This window comes from Buttiauxella agrestis, assembly GCF_900446255.1.
Taxonomy (GTDB): Bacteria; Pseudomonadota; Gammaproteobacteria; order Enterobacterales; family Enterobacteriaceae; genus Buttiauxella; species Buttiauxella agrestis.
The window spans coordinates 2,871,184-2,890,626 of sequence record NZ_UIGI01000001.1 but is presented as its reverse complement, the minus strand read 5'-3'; the positions used below and the strand labels follow the sequence as shown (position 1 = coordinate 2,890,626).

The window sequence follows — 19,443 nt, the reverse complement described above, 5'->3', positions numbered from 1 at the left end:
TTCAGTGCTTTAGCGGAATGACAGGAAGTACATCAAGAACACGTTTGCCAGCAGTATGGCCAGGGCGCTCGGGATCTGAATCTTGATGACCTGGTATTTATCTTTAAGCTCAAGCAACGCGGCCGGGACAATGTTGAAGTTCGCGGCCATCGGCGTCATTAACGTGCCGCAGTAGCCTGCGTACATCCCGATCGCCAGCAATGGCGCGGGGTCTGCGTTATGGTGGATGACAAGAAACGGCATCGCGATACCTGCCGTTAAAACCGGGAATGCAGCAAAAGCGTTACCCATAATCATGGTAAATACCGCCATGCCCACACAGTAAATCACGACCAGCATGAAGCGGTTTTCCGGGTCAACAAACAACTCGACCACTTTGCGTACCGACTCACCGGTGTTGGCGACGATAAACACCCCGCCAAGCATCGCTAACATTTGCGGCAAAATGATTGCCCAGCCCACGGTGTCAACAATTCGGCGCGATTGCGCAATGGCCTGCACCGGCGAACCTTTGGTTATCCACCATCCCGTTAAAATTGCCGCCACGCTTGCCACACACAGGGAGGCCAACGTGAGTTGTTTCTGGTCAAGCAGGTAAACGCCGCCAATCGACACGTTTTTCATGAACAGCGTGCAGATGACGGTGATGACGGGGATCAGGAGCGCGGGCAAAAATAACCAGTTTTTGATGCGCGAGGCAGAGGCTTCTCGTTGCTCGTCTGTCGCCATGGCGTAATGCCCTTTGCCCACTAATCCAAAGCCTGCCAGGAGCGCAATGACAATCACGCTTCCTCCTATGATTCGGTAAGCCAGGGATTTTCCGAGGGTGTCCACCATCAGGTCGCCAAACAGGAAAATTGCGCCAAACAGGAACCAGAAAAGAGCGGTGGTCAGGCGTTTAGGATTGCCGCGATCGCGCAGGGTCATCACCACCAGAATCATGACGATAATGCCAATCAGGTAATAAACACGGTTTATGGTTAGCAGAGTGCTCATTTTGTCACCTCTTTCATTTCAGGTTCTTGTTGAGCACGCCAGGCCATCACATCGCGGTGGAGGCTCGCATCAAGTCGCGTGAGGCGGAACATGTGGATGATCAGCGCGGCAATTGCTGTGGGGATGGCCCAAAGGCCGATATGCAGCGGTTCAATATTCGTAATGCCGTTTTCTTTCAAAAACGCATCAATCAGCAGAACCGCACCGAAGGCGATGAAAATGTCTTCGCCAAAAAAGACGGCGATGTTGTCGCATGCTGCGGCGTGGGCTTTTATTTTATCGCGAATGTGCAGGGGAAGTTCACCGTACTTGTTCAGGGCCGCACCTTCTGCCATTGGCGCTAATAGCGGGCGAACGGTTTGCGCGTGGCCGCCGAGAGACATCAGCCCAAGTGCGGCAGTACCTTCGCGGCCAATAAAGTAAATCATCAGTATGCGTGCGGACGTGGCGCTGGCTATTTTGGCAATCCAGGCTTGAGCGCGCTCTTTCAAACCGTAATATTCCAACAGGCCAATCACGGGCAGAATCAGAATAAAGGTGGCGAGCGAGCGGCTATTGAAAAATTTCTCGCCAAAGGTTTCCAGTAGCATTCCGAAATCCATTCCTACGGCGAGTCCAGTTGTTAATCCTGCAATAACGACAACAATCAGCGGATTGAATCGGAGTGCAAAACCAATAACAACAACGGGTATTCCGATGAGCGGTAAAAGGGTGGCACTATCCATTATTTTTACCCTGTCTATGTGTGTTGTGTTTTTTTAGAATGACGAAGAGGTAAAAACATATAGCAAAACGAAGATAAAATGAAAATAAATTATCATTAATTTATTGGTGTTTTATTCGGATTCAATTATGTTTTATGAACATCATATTAAGGGGCAGCCAATGGCGTCTGAGAAAGAAAGACTCGATTCAGCAGCAGAAATAATCGCTAATAGCGCAGGGTTAAAAGATCCTATTGTCTCTTCTCACCATCTGGTTTCTGAAAGATGTGCGGAATTATCGGAGCTGGAATACGCATTAATCATGACCAGCAATGCGTTTAACAAATGGATGGTACGCTGCATGACCGCCGCCGGAGAGCCAGATATGGGGCCGCTCGACGTATCATTATTGCATCATATCAATCACCGCGATCGGCAAAAAAAACTGGCGGATATTTGTTTTGTTCTGAACGTCGAAGACACCCATATCGTTGCCTATGCATTAAAGAAAATGGTTAAGTCGGGTTACGTTAAAAGTGAAAAGCAGGGCAAGGAACTTTACTTTTCCACCACTGAAAAAGGAAAAGTACTGTGTGCTAAATATCGTGAGGTCCGCGAAACATGTCTTATTGGTTTGCAGGTTGAGACAGGTATTTCTGCTAAATCTATTGGCGAGAACGCACAATTATTACGTGCCATTTCGGCGCTCTATGATAATGCGGCGCGAACCGCTGCATCACTATAATTAAATCTTATGGAAGCACATTTAAGTTAACTTGCGATATTAACCTTGTTAAGGGTCTGGATATTGGATTGTTGAATCACTCATTCACTCATTAAAACGATTAATAAGTGAAGTGTGACCAGGCGCGCGGGGTTAAAAAGGGAGAAAAATGTAATCCTCTTGATCCAGTCTATTATTGCTGAGTTTACTTGATTGCATAATGGCGGCCGACCTCCGCAGGTGCGGGGTTAAGCGCCAGCTTTTACTGGCGAATGAAGGGTTATAGTAATGGAAAGGCGAAACTTTCTGAAAAGCGTTGCAGCACTATCCACTATTGGTCTGGTCCGTCCGGCGTTTTCAGCAACGCAGCGTGTTGATAACCCTGCTATCCGCTCTTCTGACTCTTCCCGTCGTTTTGTCATGACACAAACGTACAGTCTGAAAGCCCCGGCAGGCTCGAAAGGGCGTGTGAATCTGTGGATACCTGTTCCGGAAGATACCTCCTTCCAACGTTTGTGCGACCTTTCCTTTAACGGTAATTACCAGAAAGCCAACCTCACGGCCAATAATCCTTACGGTGCAAGAATGCTGTTTGTCACCTGGCCGGATTCTGAAGGTAAGCTGGATATTCGGGTTGAAATGACGATTGAAACCCGTGACTGGGAAGTGCTGAAGGAGAATAAGCTGGCCGACTGGTTACTGCCTGAGCACGACGCTATCATCCCCGACGAAGTTAAACCTTTCTTGCTCGCCACAGCGCATATTCCGGTTGACGGGCTCGTCAAAGAAACGGCGCTGAAAATTATCGGCGAGGAAAAAGCCCCGCTCAAACAAGCTCGACTGATTCACAACTGGGTCAGCACACATATGCATCGTGATGACGCGATTATCGGGTGTGGCACGGGTGATGTGGGCGAAATCCTTAAAGCGGGCAAATTGGGCGGCAAATGCACTGATATTAACTCGGTGTTTGTGGCGCTGTGCCGCGCCGTGGGCATTCCGGCGCGTGAAATGTTCGGTATTCGCCTTGGTGCCAGTCGCAAACTTGAGCAGTACTCGAAGAAAGCTTTTGGGAGTGCTGATGCGCAGGGCATCGCAAAAATTAACGGCGGGCAACATTGCCGTGCGATGTTCTGGCTTGCAGGTTTTGGCTGGGTGCCCGCTGACCCGGCGGATGTCACTAAAATGCGCCTGACTGAGAAGAAAGAGAATGGCGATGCGGCAGTGCAAGCCGTCAATGATTACCTGTTCGGCAACTGGGAAATGAACTGGGTCGGCTTTAACCATGCTCGCGATTTCGCGCTGTTCCCAGCGGCGGAGCAGGGGGATGTTAACAACCTGGGGTATCCGTATGCCGAGGTAGATGGCGATCCTATAAACTTCTATGACCCGGCAGCATTCAGTTATGACTACGTCAGCACCGAACAGCATTAAGGGCAATATCGTCACCCTGATAGCGGCGCTGGTGGCGGCTGGCGCATCGACACTGTGCTGCATCGGCCCTTTGCTGTATCTGGTTTTCGGTATTTCAGCTGCCGGGCTGACGGGCATACCCACGCTCCCATGGCTGCAAATTCCAATGGTTTTGGTGTCTCTGGGGCTAATGATTCGTGGCTTCTGGCGGTTGTATCTGTCTCCAAAACCGGTTTGCACCAGTGTAGTTAGCCGACGAGTGCTGGTCTGCTTGTATTGGTTGTCAGTGCCGCTAGTGCTTTTTTTGACCACATATCCGTATGTCTTACCCTGGATTTGGGAATATCTGGAATGAAGAAATTAGTTTGCCTCGGGCTGCTTTTTTTTGCGCCGCTTAGCTGGGCTGCAAATAAAATGGTCACGATTGATATCAGCCAGATGAACTGCCCGCTGTGCGTTATTTCCATCAACCAGGCTTTGCGCAGTACTGACGGTGTGATTAAAGCGAAGGCATCTTTAAAAACACATCAGGCACAGGTAATAGTCCCTGAGGATTTTGATAACCAGCAACTGTTGGCGGCGATTGCGAAAACGGGTTTCACGGGGCAAATAAACAATGTGAATGACGTAAAGTAATTGCAGCTGATTTAAAAACAAAAAAGCCACGCAATTGCGTGGCTTTTTAGATTGGAGCTGAGAGATTAGACGTTGAACAGGAAGTTCATAACATCGCCATCTTTCACGATGTAGTCTTTGCCTTCTGCACGCATTTTGCCTGCTTCTTTCGCGCCTTGCTCACCTTTGTAGGTGATGAAATCTTCATACGCGATTGTCTGAGCGCGGATGAAGCCTTTTTCGAAGTCAGTGTGGATTTTACCTGCGGCTTGTGGAGCGGTTGCACCAACAGGGATAGTCCATGCACGCACTTCTTTCACACCCGCGGTGAAGTAAGTTTGCAGATTCAGCAGCTCATAACCCGCGCGGATAACGCGGTTCAGGCCTGGTTCTTCCAGACCCATTTCTGCCATGAACTCGTCACGGTCAGCATCGTCAAGTTCAGCAATATCTGACTCAACGGCGGCACAGACAGCAACAACCACAGAACCTTCGGCAGCGGCGATTTCGCGCACTTTGTCGAGGTATGGGTTGTTTTCGTAACCGTCTTCATTGACGTTCGCGATATACATCGTTGGTTTCAGCGTCAGGAAGCTCAGGTATTTGATAGCCGCTTTGTCTTCTTCGGTCAGAGGAAGCGCACGCAACATACCAGCGTTCTCAAGCTGTGGCAGACATTTTTCCAGCGCAGCCAGTTCAGCTTTTGCGTCTTTATCGCCGCCTTTAGCTTTCTTCTGCACACGGTGAATCGCACGCTCACAGGTATCGAGGTCAGAAAGCGCCAGCTCGGTGTTAATGACTTCGATGTCATCGGCTGGATCAACTTTGTTGTTCACGTGAATGATGTTGTCGTTTTCAAAACAACGCACAACGTGGCCGATAGCTTCGGTTTCACGGATGTTGGTCAGGAACTGGTTACCCAGGCCTTCACCTTTGGATGCGCCTTTCACCAGACCGGCGATATCAACGAATTCCATGGTGGTAGGCAAAATGCGCTGTGGTTTAACGATTTCGGCCAGTTTATCCAGACGTGGGTCCGGCATTGGCACCACACCAGTGTTCGGCTCAATGGTACAGAACGGGAAGTTTGCTGCTTCGATTCCCGCTTTGGTGAGCGCGTTGAACAGGGTTGATTTACCAACGTTCGGCAAGCCGACGATACCGCATTTGAATCCCATGGTTTAATTCACCTTAATTACTTGATATTCAATGAGTTGATGTTGTCTCATTGATAAAATGATCATAACTTTCCCCATTATACACGCAAACGGCATATAACGGGCGCAGAAATCCTTGCTGACCGCCGCGCAGACGTTTATTGCGCCTTAAAGGCGTGCAGGCGATTGGTGGCTTTGGTCAAACCTTCTTTCAACCAAACCTCGGTGCAACGCGCCGCTTCGTCTACTGCATCATCAATCAGCTTTTGTTCGCTAAGAGGAGGTTTGCCCAGCACAAAGCCAACAACTTTGTTTTTATCGCCCGGATGGCCGATTCCGACACGTAAGCGGTGAAAGTTGGGGTTATTGCCCAATTTGCTGATGATGTCTTTCAGGCCATTATGCCCGCCGTGGCCGCCACCGAGTTTGAATTTTGCCACACCAGGCGGCAAGTCCAGTTCATCATGCGCGACGAGGATTTCCTCAGGCGCAATGCGGAAAAATGTCGCCATCGCTCCGACCGCTTTACCGCTGAGGTTCATAAACGTGGTTGGCACCAGCAGGCGAACATCTTCTCCGGCAAGGTTTATGCGCGCGGTGTAACCGAAGAATTTGCTTTCTTCTTTAAGCGACTGATTATGGCGCGTAGCAAGCAGATCCACATACCAGGCACCTGCGTTGTGACGCGTTGCCGCATATTCCGCACCTGGGTTTGCCAGGCCAACAATTAATTTAATACTCACGTTTAATATCCTGAAAACAGACCAGAGCCGCGTAGTTTACTGCGCTCCCGTCGCGATGACAAAGAAGCAATGCATTACCCATTCAACAGTTGAATAATTCAGTGCGTGAACCATTAGAATTTCATGCTATTCAGCGTGTTATTTGTAAATATTTGTAGACCTTTCATTCGTAATTGTGATCGCCCGCGCACATCATCCGAAGCGGTGTTGTCTATACTTTACACACAAGGAATGGGGATTTCCCCCGCCGACCCAGGAACACCCGGAGGTGACACATGAAACGCAAAAACGCTTCATTACTCGGTAATATTTTCATGGGCTTGGGACTTGTCGTCATGGTGGGCGGTGTTGGTTATTCTATTTTGAACCAGCTCCCTCAATTCAACTTCCCGCAATACTTCGCCCACGGTGCCGTTTTGAGCATATTCGTTGGGGCGGTACTTTGGCTGGCCGGTGCGCGCGTAGGCGGCCACGAACAAGTCGGCGATCGTTATTGGTGGGTACGCCACTTCGATAAACGTTGTCGTCGAAATGATAGCCACAAGCACAGCTAGTCCATTCACGACAGGAAAACGGTTCTCTTCAGAACCGTTTTTTTTGGCAAAAATTTATCCGGCCAGCGCGGCCTGAACGTCAGAATAAAAAGCAAGGCGACCAGGTATGGGCTGCACACGCGCTCGCGCCAGGGTTTTCAGCGGCTGAAATTCCAGATTTGTGACCCGCAGTTCGCAACCTTCCGGTAGTTTTTCCACAAAACGTTGAAACGCCTCCAGCCCCCCCGCGTCCAGCACCGGTACAGCATCCCATTGCAGAATAATCAGATGGTTTTGTTCAATGCGTTGGGTGAGGTCGTTAAACAACCCTTCCGCAGCGGCAAAAAACAGCGGCCCGGTAACACGTAATGCGAGAACACCTTCTGGTGTGGTGATATTCACCGGGGCCAGGCGCGTCATTCGCGCGATACGACGCATAAACAGCAGCGACGCCAGCACGATCCCCACACTAATGGCGATAACCATATCGAACAGCACCGTCAACGACATGCAGATGAGCATCACGATAATGTCGTCTTTTGGCGCATGGCGCAGCAGGCTCACCACTTTGTGCGCCTCACTCATATTCCACGCCACCATCAGCAGCAGGGCAGCCATTGCCGAAAGCGGCAGCCATGAAAGCAGCGGCGCCAGCACCAGCAAGGCCATAATCACCAGTAATGCGTGAATTACGGCGGCGATCGGTGATGTCGCTCCGGCACGCACGTTAGCGGCAGAACGCGCAATGGCGGCGGTTGCGGTAATCCCACCAAAGAATGGCGCAATGATATTGCCCAGCCCCTGGCCGATAAGTTCGCTATTCGCATTGTGTTTGGTGCCGGTCATGCCATCTAACACCACCGCGCACAGCAGCGATTCGATTGCGCCAAGCATTGCCATCGAAAATGCTGCCGGAAGCAGGGCGCTGAGCGAATCCCAACTGAGCGTGAAATTAGATGCCGGGATGTTCCACGGCAGCATGAGTTGCGGCAATAGCTGCGGGATGCCGTTGCCCTGCGTGCCATCGGCCAGCACATAGTGGAAACGTGAGCCGATAGTCGCCACGTCAAATCCCATAGCATGAACCGCAGCCATCACCCCGCAGCCCGCTAACAGCGCCGGTAAATGCCCCGGCAAACGAATGCCCAGGCGCGGCCAGAGGATCAGCACGGCAAGAGTGACAACGCCAATTGCGGCATCACCCATATTGATGGTCGGCATCGCCATCGCCAGTGCCGCGACTTTATTCAGATAATGCTCGGGAACGTGGGCGAGCGTCAGGCCAAAGAAATCTTTCACCTGCATGGTCGCGATGGTAATCCCAATCCCGGAGGTAAAACCGAGCGTCACGGAAACGGGAATGTATTCAATCAGGCGGCCAAAACGCGCCAGACCAAACAAAATAAGAAACACGCCTGACATCAGCGTCGCAATCAATAATCCCGCCAGGCCAAACTGCTGGGCGACCGGGTAGAGAATTACAACAAATGCGGCGGTAGGTCCGGAAACGCTAAAGCGTGAACCTCCGCTTAAAGCGATAACAATCCCGGCAATCGCGGAAGTATAAAGGCCGTACTGAGGGGCAACGCCGCTGCCAATCGCCAGGGCCATCGCCAGAGGGATAGCAATAATCCCCACGGTGATACCGGCAATAACATCGCGGCTAAAACGGGAAACGGTGTATTTCTCACGCCAACAAGCGTCTACCAGAGCGCGGAAAGGTAATACAGAAGAAGATACGTTTTTCACTTTGATTCCATCCGTGAGCGCATCAACTGTCATTTATGGCAGTTAGGAGGCCTGTAAAAGAAAAAACCCGCCGTGGCGGGTTTTTTTAAGCGAGTTCGATTAGTGCTCGAACATCGCAGAGATTGATTCTTCGTTACTGATACGGCGAATTGCTTCAGCCAGCATTCCGGACAGAGTCAGGGTGCGGACGTTTGGCAGTGCTTTGATTTCTTCAGACAGTGGGATGGTGTCACATACGATAACTTCGTCGATCACGGAGTTACGCAGGTTGTGAACCGCATTGCCAGAGAAAATCGGGTGAGTTGCGTAAGCAAACACACGTTTAGCACCACGTTCTTTCAGCGCTTCAGCTGCTTTGCACAGAGTGCCGCCGGTATCGATCATATCGTCAACCAGTACACAGTCACGGCCAGAAACATCACCGATGATATGCATAACCTGGGAAACGTTAGCGCGAGGACGACGTTTGTCGATGATAGCCATGTCGGTATCGTTGAGCAGTTTCGCGATAGCACGAGCACGCACAACACCACCGATATCTGGAGAAACCACGATTGGATTTTCCAGGCCGATTTGCAGCATATCTTCAAGCAGGATTGGGCTGCCGAAGACGTTATCTACAGGAACATCGAAGAAGCCCTGAATCTGTTCTGCGTGCAAGTCCACGGTAAGAACACGGTCAACCCCAACACTTGAGAGGAAGTCAGCAACCACTTTCGCGGTGATTGGCACACGGGCGGAACGTACACGACGATCCTGACGAGCATAACCAAAGTAAGGGATAACAGCGGTAATACGACCTGCAGAAGCACGGCGCAGGGCGTCGACCATAACAACCAATTCCATCAGGTTGTCATTGGTTGGTGCACAGGTGGACTGGATGATGAAAATATCACCACCGCGTACATTTTCGTTGATTTGTACGCTTACTTCGCCGTCGCTAAAACGACCGACGGCGGCGTCACCAAGGGAGGTGTACAGGCGGTTGGCAATACGTTGTGCTAGTTCCGGGGTGGCGTTACCAGCAAAAAGCTTCATATCAGGCACGAGAAAAACCTCAGGCATGCGTCCAGTGGCGGATGGTACTACCGCAGCTTATGCGGGCGGGGGTAGCGCCATCCAGGCGGTGTATAAAGAGCTTGATGCAACGTCTGAAACAAGGTGACGTTGTCACCAATACTCAGCTTGCCCGGATATGGCCTGATGCAGCGGGGAGACATTAACGCCTCGCGCAACAAACCCATGCAGCCATTCCGGGGCTTGCTTAAGCACCTGGCGGGCAGCGTTCTCGGTGTCAAATTCTGCAAACACACAAGCGCCGGTGCCGGTCAGGCGCGACGGCGCGTATTCTAACAGCCAGGAAAGCAGCTCATCAACCTTACGAAAACGTTTTCTTGCGATAACCTCACAATCATTACCAAATTCACAGTTTAATAACGTGTCAATTGATCTAATCGGGGTATTTCGTGGCAGCTCAGGATCCTGGAAAATGACCGGGGTGGGGATACTGACACCAGGATGTGCGACCAGGTACCATTTCTCCGGCACAGAAACCGGTGTGAGCTTCTCGCCAACACCTTCCGCAAACGCAGCAAAACCGCGCACGAAGACCGGAACATCAGCACCCAGCGTAACGCCAATGACCGCAAGCTGATCTTCAGTCAGGCCGGTGTTCCAGATATGGTTGAGGGCCACTAACACGGTTGCCGCGTTGGAGGAACCACCGCCTAAACCCCCACCCATCGGCAACTTTTTCTCAACGCTGATTTCAGCCCCGGCACTCTGAGGTAACGAACCCATCAGCAGAGCGGTGTCTTGCAATAAACGTGCGGCACGAACAATTAAATTTTCTTCATCTGGCACACCTGCAATGGGTGTCGCGAGATGAATTTGACCATCATTTCTCGGCTCAATGGTCAGTGTGTCGCCATAATCGAGGAACTGAAATAAAGTTTGTAAATTATGGTAGCCGTCTTCACGACGCCCGGTGATATACAAAAAAAGATTCAGTTTTGCCGGTGATGGCCAACGTTTTCTCATTATTTAACCGTCCAGCTGTCCATTTTGAGTTTGATTCGCTGCGAACCTTCACGCAATTCCATGTTTGATGGCAGTGCAGGTTGCACCTTGTCATCATAATCACTGTAAACCACTTTCCAGGTTTTGCCGTCCTGGGTGTAGTTGATTTCGCTCAGGCGGTACTTGTCATCCAGTTTGTAATCTGTGGCTTCACCCGGCAGGCCGAGGATCCATTGACGCAGGCTATTGAGTGGAATCGGCATGCCTGTCAGTTTGCCCACCATCTCTTCGGCGTTATCAGAAACGTACTTTTTGCCGTTGCGGTCAGTCAGTTGCACAACGCCTGGCTGGGCATTCAGCTCCAGTTCGGTGCTGCCTAATGGATTGGTCAGCAACAGGCGGTAACGGTCAGGTGAGGTTTGCTGCCAGTTATAACGCGCATAAACTTTTTGGCTATCGGAAAGATAGGCAAAAGCACCACGCGTCTGGTATTGGGTGATTTTTTGAACTTGTTGCTGGTGTTGTAACCATTGCGGGGAGTCAGGACTTTTGCCTGGGCCTGTTGACTGAGGAGTCACACAAGCAGTTAAAACAAGGCTTGCCAGTGGCGCAAGGCACAGCAGACGGGGTTTCGTCATAAACATAGTGGCGGCGGATCCTTCTCATTAATTTTAGTTGTTAACTGTTTATGCTAGCGGTGCCAGGCCAGGTCGTCTACGGTCAAGTTATCTTAAATCATTAATTGCAGTGATACTCCACAAGGGGTGACTCTCTTTTATTGACTGCCCGCATCCTGTATGATGCGCCGAGTTAATCCTTATCAACATCGGTATTATTCAGACCGCTCAATGACCCTGTTAGCACTTGGCATCAACCACAAAACAGCTCCAGTCTCGTTGCGAGAACGTGTTACGTTTTCGCCGGACACGCTCGACCTCGCTTTGAAGAGCCTGCTCGAACAGCCGATGGTGCAGGGCGGAGTGGTGCTTTCAACGTGCAACCGCACCGAGTTGTACCTGAGTGTTGAAGAACAGGAAAACCTGCACGAGCAACTGGTGCGCTGGCTGTGTAACTACCACAACCTCGACGAAGATGAAGTGCGTAACAGCCTGTACTGGCATCACGATAACGAAGCGGTCACGCATTTAATGCGCGTCGCAAGTGGTCTGGATTCCCTGGTGCTTGGCGAACCGCAAATCTTAGGGCAGGTCAAAAAAGCCTACGCGGATTCCCTGAAAGGGCACTCGCACTCCAGCGAGCTGGAACGCATGTTCCAGAAATCCTTCTCCGTGGCGAAGCGTGTCAGAACTGAAACCGATATCGGTGCCAGCGCCGTTTCCGTGGCGTTTGCGGCCTGTACGCTGGCGCGACAAATCTTTGAATCCTTATCGACCGTGACGGTGCTTCTGGTCGGTGCGGGTGAAACTATCGAGTTAGCGGCGCGTCATTTACGTGAACACAACGTGCAGAAAATGATCATCGCCAACCGCACACGTGAACGCGCTCAGGTGCTGGCTGATGAAGTCGGCGCAGAAGTTATCAGCCTCAGCGACATCGATTCACGTTTGCAGGAAGCCGACATTATTATCAGTTCCACCGCCAGTCCGCTGCCGATTATCGGCAAAGGCATGGTGGAGCGCGCCCTGAAAGCTCGCCGCAACCAACCGCTGCTGCTGGTGGATATCGCCGTTCCGCGCGACGTAGAACCCGAAGTGGGCAAACTGGCGAACGCCTATTTGTACAGCGTTGACGATTTGCAGGCGATTATTCAAAGCAACCTCGCGCAGCGCAAAGCCGCCGCGGTTGAAGCCGAAACCATTGTCGCGCAAGAATGCAGCGAATTTATGGCCTGGTTGCGCGCGCAAAGTGCCACCGAAACCATCCGCGAATATCGTAGTCAGGCTGAACAGGTGCGTGATGACCTGGCCGCCAAAGCGCTCGCCGCCCTCAAGCAGGGGGGCGATGCCGAAACCGTTCTTCAGGATCTGGCGTGGAAATTAACCAACCGCCTGATCCACGCACCAACCAAATCTCTCCAGCAGGCTGCCCGTGACGGGGATGACGAACGCCTGCAGATTCTGCGTAACAGCCTCGGGCTGGATTAGCAAATAAACTCTTATTACAAGGTGAAACACCGCCCATGAAGTCTTCTATCGTTGCCAAACTAGAAGCCCTGCAAGAGCGCCATGAAGAAGTTCAGGCCCTGCTTGGTGATGCTTCCACAATTGCCGACCAGGACCGTTTCCGCGCGTTGTCGCGTGAATACGCTCAATTAAGCGACGTTTCCCGTTGCTTCCTGCAATGGCGCCAGGTTCAGGAAGATATTGAAACCGCGCAGAGCATGCTTGATGACCCGGAAATGCGCGAGATGGCGCAAGAAGAATTAAACCAGGCAAAAAGTGATAGCGAAGAATTAGAACAACAACTGCAAGTGCTGTTACTGCCGAAAGATCCGGATGACGAACGCAATGCCTTTGTTGAAGTTCGCGCCGGAACGGGTGGCGATGAAGCGGCTATCTTCGCAGGCGATCTGTTCCGTATGTACAGTCGTTACGCGGAATCACGTCGCTGGAAAGTCGAAATCCTCAGCGCCAACGAAGGCGAACACGGCGGCTTTAAAGAAGTTATCGCTAAAATCAGCGGCGATGGGGTTTATGGGCGTCTGAAATTCGAGTCCGGTGGCCATCGCGTGCAGCGTGTTCCTGCGACTGAATCCCAGGGCCGTATCCACACCTCAGCGTGTACCGTTGCGGTGATGCCAGAAATTCCGGAAGCGGAACTGCCGGATATCAACCCGGGTGATTTGCGTATCGACACTTTCCGTTCCTCGGGCGCGGGCGGTCAGCACGTTAACACCACCGACTCCGCAATCCGTATTACCCACTTGCCGACCGGTATCGTTGTTGAGTGCCAGGACGAACGCTCACAGCACAAAAACAAAGCCAAAGCGCTTTCGGTGCTGGGTTCGCGTATTCGTGCCGCTGAAATGGCTAAACGTCAGCAAGAAGAAGCCTCAACGCGCCGTAACCTGCTGGGCAGTGGCGACCGTTCAGACCGCAACCGTACCTATAACTTCCCGCAAGGCCGCGTGACCGATCACCGCATCAACGTGACGTTATATCGCCTTGATGAAGTGATGGAAGGTAAGCTCGACGGGCTTATCGAACCCATCGTGCAGGAATTCCAGGCAGACCAGTTAGCGGCGCTGTCTGAGCAGGATTAATGGATTTTAAATACTGGCTACAACAGGCCATCGCCCAGCTTCAGCAAAGTGAAAGTCCGCGTCGTGACGCGGAAATCCTGCTCGGTTTCGTCACTGGAAAAGCGCGAACCTTTATTCTGGCCTTTGGTGAAACCGAACTGACCGCCGAACAGTTACAGCCGTTGGACGTTTTGCTGGCGCGCCGGGTGAAGGGTGAGCCTATCGCTCACCTGGTGGGCGAACGTGAGTTTTGGTCGCTGCCGCTGCGAGTTTCGCCAGCGACGTTAATCCCGCGTCCAGATACTGAATGCCTGGTTGAACAAGCCCTCGCCAGAATGCCTGAAACGTCGTGTTCGGTGCTGGACTTAGGCACCGGAACCGGGGCCATTGCCCTGGCGATTGCCAGCGAACGTCCGGATTGTTGCGTCACCGCACTCGACCTTATCCCTGATGCTGTAGAACTTGCTCGCGATAATGCGAGTCGCCTCGGAATTCCCAATGTTGAGGTCTTGCAAAGCGATTGGTTTAGTGCGCTCAATACACAACGTTTTACCGTGATTGTCAGTAACCCGCCGTATATCGATGCGCAAGATCCGCACCTTTCACAGGGTGACGTGCGTTTTGAACCTCGTAGCGCGTTGGTCGCTGAAAACCACGGTTTAGCCGATTTACGCACGTTGGTAGAGACCGCGCGAAACTTCCTTGAGCCGGGTGGCTGGGTGCTGCTCGAACATGGCTGGCAGCAGGCGGCGCAGATGCGTGAACTGTTTAATGATGCTGGATATACCGAGATACAGAGCTGTCAGGATTACGGTGGGAACGACCGTCTGACAGTGGGACGCTATTTTTACATAAGGAACTGAGCAAAATGGCAACTTACTTCGCGCTCAAGCATTTGCATATTCTGACGGTCTTCATTTCCATCAGTCTGTTCGTTTTACGTTATTGGTGGCAATACCGTCATTCAGCGATGTCAAACAAGCGCTGGGTGCGCATTGTGCCGCATATCAACGACACGGTATTGCTGGTCAGTGGCGCCGCATTAGTGATGATTACGCATTTCTATCCCTTCACGCCGCAAGGTACATGGCTGACTGAGAAGCTATTTGGCGTTATTATCTATATTGTTTTAGGGTTTATCGTGCTGGGCAAACGCCCGCGCAGCCAGCAAATTCGGCTGTTTGCCTTTTTGCTGGCCCTGGTGGTGCTTTACATCATCATTAAACTCGCCACCACAAAAATACCATTATTGGGGTAAGTCATGAGGTCGTTGGCCGATTTTGAATTCAATCAGGCGCCGTTGTGCGAGGGTATGGTTTTAGTCTCGCAGCTGATCCGTGATGATTTCCCGGCGCAAGAAGTGCGTGCACAACTGGAAAGCCTGGCGCGTCAGGCGCGTGAAGAGATCTGCGAAGGTCTCCACCAGGATGTGCAACTCGAAAAATTAATTGAACTGTTTTATGGCACCTGGGGTTTTAAAGACGCCAGTGGCGTCTACCGTTTATCTGATGCGTTGTGGCTCGATAAAGTGCTGGCAAAACGCCAGGGCAGTGCGGTGTCATTGGGCGCTATTCTGTTGTGGATTGCCGAACGCCTTGATATCCCATTAAATCCGGTCATTTTCCCGACGCAGCTGATTTTACGCGGCGACTGGATGGACGGTGAAATGTGGCTTATCAACCCGTTTAACGGTGACACACTCAACGAACACACGCTGGAAGTGTGGCTCAAAGGTAACGTTGGGCCGACTGCCGAACTGTTCGATGAAGATTTAGACGAAGCCGATAACGCGGAAGTGGTGCGTAAGTTGCTCGACACCCTGAAATCGGCATTGATGGAAGAGCGTCAAATGGAGCTGGCACTGCGTGCAAGCCAGGTTCTGCTCCAGTTTAATCCGGAAGATCCGTACGAAATCCGCGACCGTGGTTTGATTTATGCTCAACTCGATTGCGAACACGTCGCACTGACAGACCTCAGCTATTTTGTTGAGCAGTGCCCGGAAGACCCGATAAGCGAGATGATCAAAGCGCAAATTAACTCGATTTCGCAAAAGCAGATCACCTTGCACTGATGCCAAATTTTTAAATATTTCCCAACAAGGCGAGATAAAGATGGAACAAAAAGTAGTTAAGATTGGTGACATCAAGGTCGCAAACGACCTGCCATTCGTGCTGTTTGGCGGCATGAACGTGCTGGAATCCCGTGACCTGGCGATGCGTATTTGTGAGCATTACGTCACCGTCACTCAGAAACTGGGTATTCCTTACGTCTTCAAAGCGTCTTTCGATAAAGCCAACCGTTCATCCATCAACTCTTACCGTGGTCCAGGCCTGGAAGAAGGGATGAAGATTTTCCAGGAACTGAAGCAAACCTTCGGTGTGAAAATCATTACTGATGTTCATGAAGCAAGCCAGGCGCAACCTGTTGCCGATGTGGTTGATGTGATTCAGTTGCCTGCGTTCCTTGCTCGTCAGACCGACCTCGTTGAAGCGATGGCTAAAACCGGCGCGGTAATCAACGTTAAGAAACCACAGTTCGTCAGCCCAGGCCAAATGGGTAATATCGTTGATAAATTCCACGAAGGCGGCAACGATCAAATCATTCTGTGCGACCGTGGCGCTAACTTCGGTTATGACAACTTAGTCGTCGACATGCTGGGCTTCAGCGTGATGAAACAGGTGTCTAACGGTTCACCGGTCATCTTTGATGTAACACACGCCCTGCAATGCCGTGACCCGTTTGGCTCCGCATCTGGCGGTCGTCGAGCTCAGGTCACTGAACTGGCACGTGCTGGCATGGCTACGGGTCTGGCTGGCCTGTTTATCGAAGCGCACCCGGATCCAGACAACGCGCGTTGCGATGGCCCATCTGCATTGCCACTGGCGAAACTTGAGCCATTCCTCAAGCAGATTAAAGCGATTGACGATCTGGTGAAGAATTTCGAGCCGCTGGATACCAGCAAGTAATTTTTTGAATCAGAAAATAAAAAGCCCTTATCTCGCGATAAGGGCTTTTTTTATGCCTTTGGATTATCAGGCAAAGATCGTCATCAAATAGGCGGCAAACAAAGCAAGGTGCGCCGTACCATTAAGCACATTGGTTCGCCCGGTTGAGAACGAAATCTGGCACAACACCAGCGACGTGAGCATCACCACCAACTCCGGCATCCCTAAACCAAAGGTCAGATCGTTGCCCGTTAGCATGGCAATCAACGTCACCGCCGGAACGGTCAGTGAAATGGTTGCCAGCACTGAGCCAAAGAACAGGTTCATTGCGCGCTGCACCTGGTTACTCAGCACCGCTCTCAATGCCCCTAAACCTTCCGGGGAGAGAATCAACAGCGCCACCAGGAAGCCCGTAAATTGCGCTGGCGCATTCAGCGTCGTGAGCAGCGATTCCAGTGGCCCCGCATTCATCTTAGTCACCGCAATGACCGCAACCAAATGCACAATCAGCCAGATGGCGTGCCAGGTGTTGCTGTGCGCTGACGGTTTACCATGATGTGGGTCGTCGTCATCAGACTCATCTTCATGTTCATAGACAAACAGACTCTGGTGCGTTTTGGTCTGAATCAACAAGAACACGCCATACATTGCCGCTGAAATAGCGGCAGCCATTAACGCCTGGCCGGTACTAAAATTACCTTCCGGAAGTGCTGTGGGTAACACCAGCACAATCACCGCAAGGGGAAACAGGGCAATCAAATACTGTTTGATGCCAAACAGGTTCATATACTGCGTGGCGAATTTATTTCCACCCAGCAGAAGAGAGAAACCGACCAGACCCCCCGTCACAATCATGATGATGGAATAGAGTGTGTCGCGCATCAGTGTCGGCGCGGCATCACCGGTCGCCATTAATGCAGAAATTAAGCTAACTTCGAGAATAACCACCGAAAGACTAAGAATCAGGGAACCATAGGGTTCACCTAAACGGTGCGCAAGCACGTCAGCATGACGCACCACGCTAAAAGCACTACTTAAAATGCCCACAAGGGCCAGGATGTTAATCCCTACAACCGCCGGTAAAGACTGGCTTCCTCCCCACACCGCCAGTACGACCAGCGCTAATACCGGGAAAATGAGGGAACTCTCCTTATGACGGGTTTTCACCGCCTCATGTTGTGTTTTGGTCAAAATACTTCTCCAGTTGCATAGGTATTAAGCAATTTAGTTATTATAGTCGGACATTAAAACCCCGCTAAAATAGCAAACTAAGGCGTTTTCATGGGGAAATTTACTCAGTTTTACCGCTTATATAGCCATAGTATTTCTGATGAATAAAAATCACAGTTTACTGATTTTAAGCAATACTAAACATAGAGATAGGTTTTCTATAAAAGCAATAACCCCGATTTCTGGCAAAATCACGAATGTTGTTTCACACTTTAGTTTTCCCTGACTGAGGATGGTGTGATGCCTTACAACAACCGAAGTGACCTCCCTGACAATGTTCAAAACGTTCTTCCCGCCCATGCCCAGGATATCTACAAAGAGGCATTTAATAGCGCCTGGGATGAATATAAAGACAAAGATGACCGTCGCGATGATGCCAGTCGCGAAGAAACAGCCCATAAGGTTGCCTGGGCGGCGGTGAAACACGGGTATCAAAAAGGGGATGACGACAAATGGCACAAGAAAAAGTAAACCCTACATAATGTATTGATATCCATATTCAAACGCCGCAACACACATCAGTATGGCAAGTTAATATGACATTTTTGTTGTTTTGTGATCGTCATCAAACTTGCCAGCGCCCCGCTAATTGCTTATGTTCAGGTATATGTTGTTTTAATATTAAGCAGTAACTAAAAAGCCCGGAAGGCGCATCTGACGTAGTCACACGGAAGTTTGCAGTGGCGGAGGTGTATGGTGTTAACGCGTGATTTCTTAATGAAAGCGGATTGTAAGACAGCTTTTGGTTCCATTGAGGAATCGTTGTTGTGGAGTCCTGAGCAGCGCTCGGCATCACTCGCCGCGACGATTGCTTGTCGTCCCGATAACAGCCCCGTATGGATTTTCGGCTATGGTTCCCTGATGTGGAACCCGGCATTTGAATATGAAGAGTCAGCCGCAGGAACACTAGTTGGCTGGCACCGTGCTTTTTGCCTGCGCTTGACGGCAGGGCGCGGAACCGCTTGTCAGCCTGGGCGCATGCTGGCGCTCAAAGAAGGCGGGCGCACCACCGGGCTGGCTTACCGCCTTCCCGAAGCCATACTTGAAGATGAGCTGACGCTGGTGTGGAAGCGGGAAATGATCACCGGCTGCTATTTGCCGACGTGGTGCAAACTCGAACTCGATGATGGTCGTGTCGTCAACGCGCTGGTATTTATCATGGATCCGCGTCATCCGCTGTACGAAGCCGATACGCGAGCTGAAATTATCGCGCCGTTAATTGCCGCCGCCAGTGGCCCACTGGGCACCAATGCGCAGTATCTCTTCTCGCTGGAACAAGAGTTGATCAATCGGGGGATGCATGACGATTGCCTGGATGAGCTGGTGAATAAAGTCAGAGACTGGCTACAGCCGAAGGGTGATGAAGGGGATTTGCAAACTCACTTCGCATAAAATTCATTCCGGCTCTTTGTC

The 19,443-nt window shown here is 51.2% G+C and carries 22 protein-coding genes; 13 read left to right on the top strand and 9 right to left on the bottom strand.

Annotated elements, in window-relative coordinates; all coding sequences use genetic code 11:
* Nucleotides 1-9: 9 nt before the first annotated feature.
* A complete protein-coding gene (locus DY231_RS13755) occupies nucleotides 10-996 on the bottom strand; it encodes a DUF979 domain-containing protein (RefSeq protein ID WP_115629079.1) in 987 nt (328 codons plus the stop codon).
* Entirely contained in the window at nucleotides 993-1,721 is a 729-nt protein-coding gene (locus tag DY231_RS13750; RefSeq protein ID WP_034494891.1) for a DUF969 domain-containing protein, read from the bottom strand. The genes DY231_RS13755 and DY231_RS13750 overlap by 4 nt, the downstream gene beginning before the upstream one ends.
* 160 nt (nucleotides 1,722-1,881) lie before the next feature.
* Between DY231_RS13750 and DY231_RS13745 the strand changes: the two genes are divergently transcribed.
* The 4 genes from DY231_RS13745 to DY231_RS13730 all read left to right on the top strand — a co-directional run bounded on the left by DY231_RS13745 (nucleotide 1,882) and on the right by DY231_RS13730 (nucleotide 4,473).
* Nucleotides 1,882-2,445: a winged helix DNA-binding protein gene (locus DY231_RS13745; RefSeq protein WP_115629077.1), complete on the top strand. Its 564-nt coding sequence runs from the start codon at nucleotides 1,882-1,884 to the stop codon at nucleotides 2,443-2,445.
* Nucleotides 2,446-2,712: 267 nt separating this feature from the next.
* Nucleotides 2,713-3,858 carry a transglutaminase-like domain-containing protein gene (locus DY231_RS13740; protein WP_115629075.1) on the top strand — a complete coding sequence of 382 codons (1,146 nt, stop codon included), beginning with the start codon at nucleotides 2,713-2,715 and terminating at the stop codon, nucleotides 3,856-3,858.
* Nucleotides 3,830-4,192 (top strand): mercuric transporter MerT family protein, encoded by a 363-nt coding sequence (locus tag DY231_RS13735; protein ID WP_115629073.1) that lies wholly within the window; start codon nucleotides 3,830-3,832, stop codon nucleotides 4,190-4,192. The genes DY231_RS13740 and DY231_RS13735 overlap by 29 nt, the downstream gene beginning before the upstream one ends.
* The gene (locus DY231_RS13730; RefSeq protein ID WP_115629071.1) at nucleotides 4,189-4,473 is read left to right on the top strand and encodes a heavy-metal-associated domain-containing protein; all 285 of its coding nucleotides are present in this window, start codon (nucleotides 4,189-4,191) and stop codon (nucleotides 4,471-4,473) included. The genes DY231_RS13735 and DY231_RS13730 overlap by 4 nt, the downstream gene beginning before the upstream one ends.
* Before the next feature lie 65 nt (nucleotides 4,474-4,538).
* Here the strand turns inward: DY231_RS13730 and ychF are convergent, their stop codons facing one another.
* On the bottom strand, nucleotides 4,539-5,630 hold the full coding sequence (gene ychF, locus DY231_RS13725) for a redox-regulated ATPase YchF (protein ID WP_064518423.1): 1,092 nt from the start codon (nucleotides 5,628-5,630) through the stop codon (nucleotides 4,539-4,541).
* Between the two features lie 137 nt (nucleotides 5,631-5,767).
* Nucleotides 5,768-6,352, bottom strand: coding sequence for an aminoacyl-tRNA hydrolase (gene pth / locus DY231_RS13720; protein WP_115629069.1), 585 nt, complete (start codon nucleotides 6,350-6,352; stop codon nucleotides 5,768-5,770).
* A 275-nt stretch (nucleotides 6,353-6,627) separates the two neighbouring features.
* On the opposite strand from pth, the gene ychH reads away from it, so the two are divergent.
* The gene (ychH, locus tag DY231_RS13715) at nucleotides 6,628-6,906 is read left to right on the top strand and encodes a stress-induced protein YchH (protein ID WP_034494910.1); all 279 of its coding nucleotides are present in this window, start codon (nucleotides 6,628-6,630) and stop codon (nucleotides 6,904-6,906) included.
* A gap of 54 nt (nucleotides 6,907-6,960) precedes the next feature.
* Here ychH and dauA read toward each other — a convergent pair whose 3' ends face one another.
* The 4 genes from dauA to lolB all read right to left on the bottom strand — a co-directional run bounded on the left by dauA (nucleotide 6,961) and on the right by lolB (nucleotide 11,291).
* Complete coding sequence (gene dauA, locus DY231_RS13710) at nucleotides 6,961-8,634, bottom strand: C4-dicarboxylic acid transporter DauA (RefSeq protein ID WP_256682667.1); 1,674 nt, start codon at nucleotides 8,632-8,634, stop codon at nucleotides 6,961-6,963.
* Nucleotides 8,635-8,733: 99 nt separating this feature from the next.
* On the bottom strand, nucleotides 8,734-9,681 hold the full coding sequence (gene prs / locus DY231_RS13705; RefSeq protein ID WP_034494941.1) for a ribose-phosphate diphosphokinase: 948 nt from the start codon (nucleotides 9,679-9,681) through the stop codon (nucleotides 8,734-8,736).
* 123 nt (nucleotides 9,682-9,804) lie between these two features.
* A complete protein-coding gene (gene ispE / locus DY231_RS13695; RefSeq protein ID WP_115629065.1) occupies nucleotides 9,805-10,674 on the bottom strand; it encodes a 4-(cytidine 5'-diphospho)-2-C-methyl-D-erythritol kinase in 870 nt (289 codons plus the stop codon).
* Nucleotides 10,674-11,291, bottom strand: a complete 618-nt coding sequence (gene lolB / locus DY231_RS13690) for a lipoprotein insertase outer membrane protein LolB (protein WP_115631845.1) — start codon at nucleotides 11,289-11,291, stop codon at nucleotides 10,674-10,676. Before lolB ends, ispE begins: the two co-directional genes overlap by 1 nt.
* A gap of 210 nt (nucleotides 11,292-11,501) precedes the next feature.
* Between lolB and hemA the strand changes: the two genes are divergently transcribed.
* From hemA to kdsA, 6 genes are read left to right on the top strand one after another with little or no spacing between them, the layout of a single operon-like run.
* Entirely contained in the window at nucleotides 11,502-12,758 is a 1,257-nt protein-coding gene (gene hemA, locus DY231_RS13685; RefSeq protein ID WP_115629063.1) for a glutamyl-tRNA reductase, read from the top strand.
* 35 nt (nucleotides 12,759-12,793) lie between these two features.
* Nucleotides 12,794-13,876, top strand: a complete 1,083-nt coding sequence (prfA, locus tag DY231_RS13680) for a peptide chain release factor 1 (protein ID WP_064518434.1) — start codon at nucleotides 12,794-12,796, stop codon at nucleotides 13,874-13,876.
* A complete protein-coding gene (gene prmC, locus DY231_RS13675) occupies nucleotides 13,876-14,718 on the top strand; it encodes a peptide chain release factor N(5)-glutamine methyltransferase (RefSeq protein ID WP_115629061.1) in 843 nt (280 codons plus the stop codon). The genes prfA and prmC overlap by 1 nt, the downstream gene beginning before the upstream one ends.
* 5 nt (nucleotides 14,719-14,723) lie before the next feature.
* Complete coding sequence (locus DY231_RS13670; protein ID WP_115629059.1) at nucleotides 14,724-15,113, top strand: SirB2 family protein; 390 nt, start codon at nucleotides 14,724-14,726, stop codon at nucleotides 15,111-15,113.
* A gap of 3 nt (nucleotides 15,114-15,116) precedes the next feature.
* Nucleotides 15,117-15,926 (top strand): invasion regulator SirB1, encoded by an 810-nt coding sequence (gene sirB1, locus DY231_RS13665; RefSeq protein WP_034494954.1) that lies wholly within the window; start codon nucleotides 15,117-15,119, stop codon nucleotides 15,924-15,926.
* A gap of 40 nt (nucleotides 15,927-15,966) precedes the next feature.
* Entirely contained in the window at nucleotides 15,967-16,821 is an 855-nt protein-coding gene (kdsA, locus tag DY231_RS13660; protein ID WP_034494955.1) for a 3-deoxy-8-phosphooctulonate synthase, read from the top strand.
* Nucleotides 16,822-16,887: 66 nt separating this feature from the next.
* Here kdsA and chaA read toward each other — a convergent pair whose 3' ends face one another.
* Nucleotides 16,888-17,991 carry a sodium-potassium/proton antiporter ChaA gene (gene chaA, locus DY231_RS13655; protein WP_034494956.1) on the bottom strand — a complete coding sequence of 368 codons (1,104 nt, stop codon included), beginning with the start codon at nucleotides 17,989-17,991 and terminating at the stop codon, nucleotides 16,888-16,890.
* Between the two features lie 279 nt (nucleotides 17,992-18,270).
* Here chaA and chaB point away from each other — a divergent pair, with 279 nt between their 5' ends.
* Nucleotides 18,271-18,501, top strand: a complete 231-nt coding sequence (gene chaB / locus DY231_RS13650) for a putative cation transport regulator ChaB (protein ID WP_115629057.1) — start codon at nucleotides 18,271-18,273, stop codon at nucleotides 18,499-18,501.
* Between the two features lie 225 nt (nucleotides 18,502-18,726).
* Nucleotides 18,727-19,422: a gamma-glutamylcyclotransferase gene (locus tag DY231_RS13645; protein ID WP_147295663.1), complete on the top strand. Its 696-nt coding sequence runs from the start codon at nucleotides 18,727-18,729 to the stop codon at nucleotides 19,420-19,422.
* Nucleotides 19,423-19,443: the final 21 nt, after the last annotated feature.

Coding starts and splice junctions, on each gene's coding strand:
- DY231_RS13755 (WP_115629079.1), bottom strand. CDS start 996: ATGAGCACTCTGCTAACCATAAACCGTGTTTATTACCTGATTGGCATT.
- DY231_RS13750 (WP_034494891.1), bottom strand. CDS start 1,721: ATGGATAGTGCCACCCTTTTACCGCTCATCGGAATACCCGTTGTTGTT.
- DY231_RS13745 (WP_115629077.1), top strand. CDS start 1,882: ATGGCGTCTGAGAAAGAAAGACTCGATTCAGCAGCAGAAATAATCGCT.
- DY231_RS13740 (WP_115629075.1), top strand. CDS start 2,713: ATGGAAAGGCGAAACTTTCTGAAAAGCGTTGCAGCACTATCCACTATT.
- DY231_RS13735 (WP_115629073.1), top strand. CDS start 3,830: ATGACTACGTCAGCACCGAACAGCATTAAGGGCAATATCGTCACCCTG.
- DY231_RS13730 (WP_115629071.1), top strand. CDS start 4,189: ATGAAGAAATTAGTTTGCCTCGGGCTGCTTTTTTTTGCGCCGCTTAGC.
- ychF (WP_064518423.1), bottom strand. CDS start 5,630: ATGGGATTCAAATGCGGTATCGTCGGCTTGCCGAACGTTGGTAAATCA.
- ychH (WP_034494910.1), top strand. CDS start 6,628: ATGAAACGCAAAAACGCTTCATTACTCGGTAATATTTTCATGGGCTTG.
- ispE (WP_115629065.1), bottom strand. CDS start 10,674: ATGAGAAAACGTTGGCCATCACCGGCAAAACTGAATCTTTTTTTGTAT.
- lolB (WP_115631845.1), bottom strand. CDS start 11,291: ATGACGAAACCCCGTCTGCTGTGCCTTGCGCCACTGGCAAGCCTTGTT.
- hemA (WP_115629063.1), top strand. CDS start 11,502: ATGACCCTGTTAGCACTTGGCATCAACCACAAAACAGCTCCAGTCTCG.
- prfA (WP_064518434.1), top strand. CDS start 12,794: ATGAAGTCTTCTATCGTTGCCAAACTAGAAGCCCTGCAAGAGCGCCAT.
- prmC (WP_115629061.1), top strand. CDS start 13,876: ATGGATTTTAAATACTGGCTACAACAGGCCATCGCCCAGCTTCAGCAA.
- DY231_RS13670 (WP_115629059.1), top strand. CDS start 14,724: ATGGCAACTTACTTCGCGCTCAAGCATTTGCATATTCTGACGGTCTTC.
- sirB1 (WP_034494954.1), top strand. CDS start 15,117: ATGAGGTCGTTGGCCGATTTTGAATTCAATCAGGCGCCGTTGTGCGAG.
- kdsA (WP_034494955.1), top strand. CDS start 15,967: ATGGAACAAAAAGTAGTTAAGATTGGTGACATCAAGGTCGCAAACGAC.
- chaB (WP_115629057.1), top strand. CDS start 18,271: ATGCCTTACAACAACCGAAGTGACCTCCCTGACAATGTTCAAAACGTT.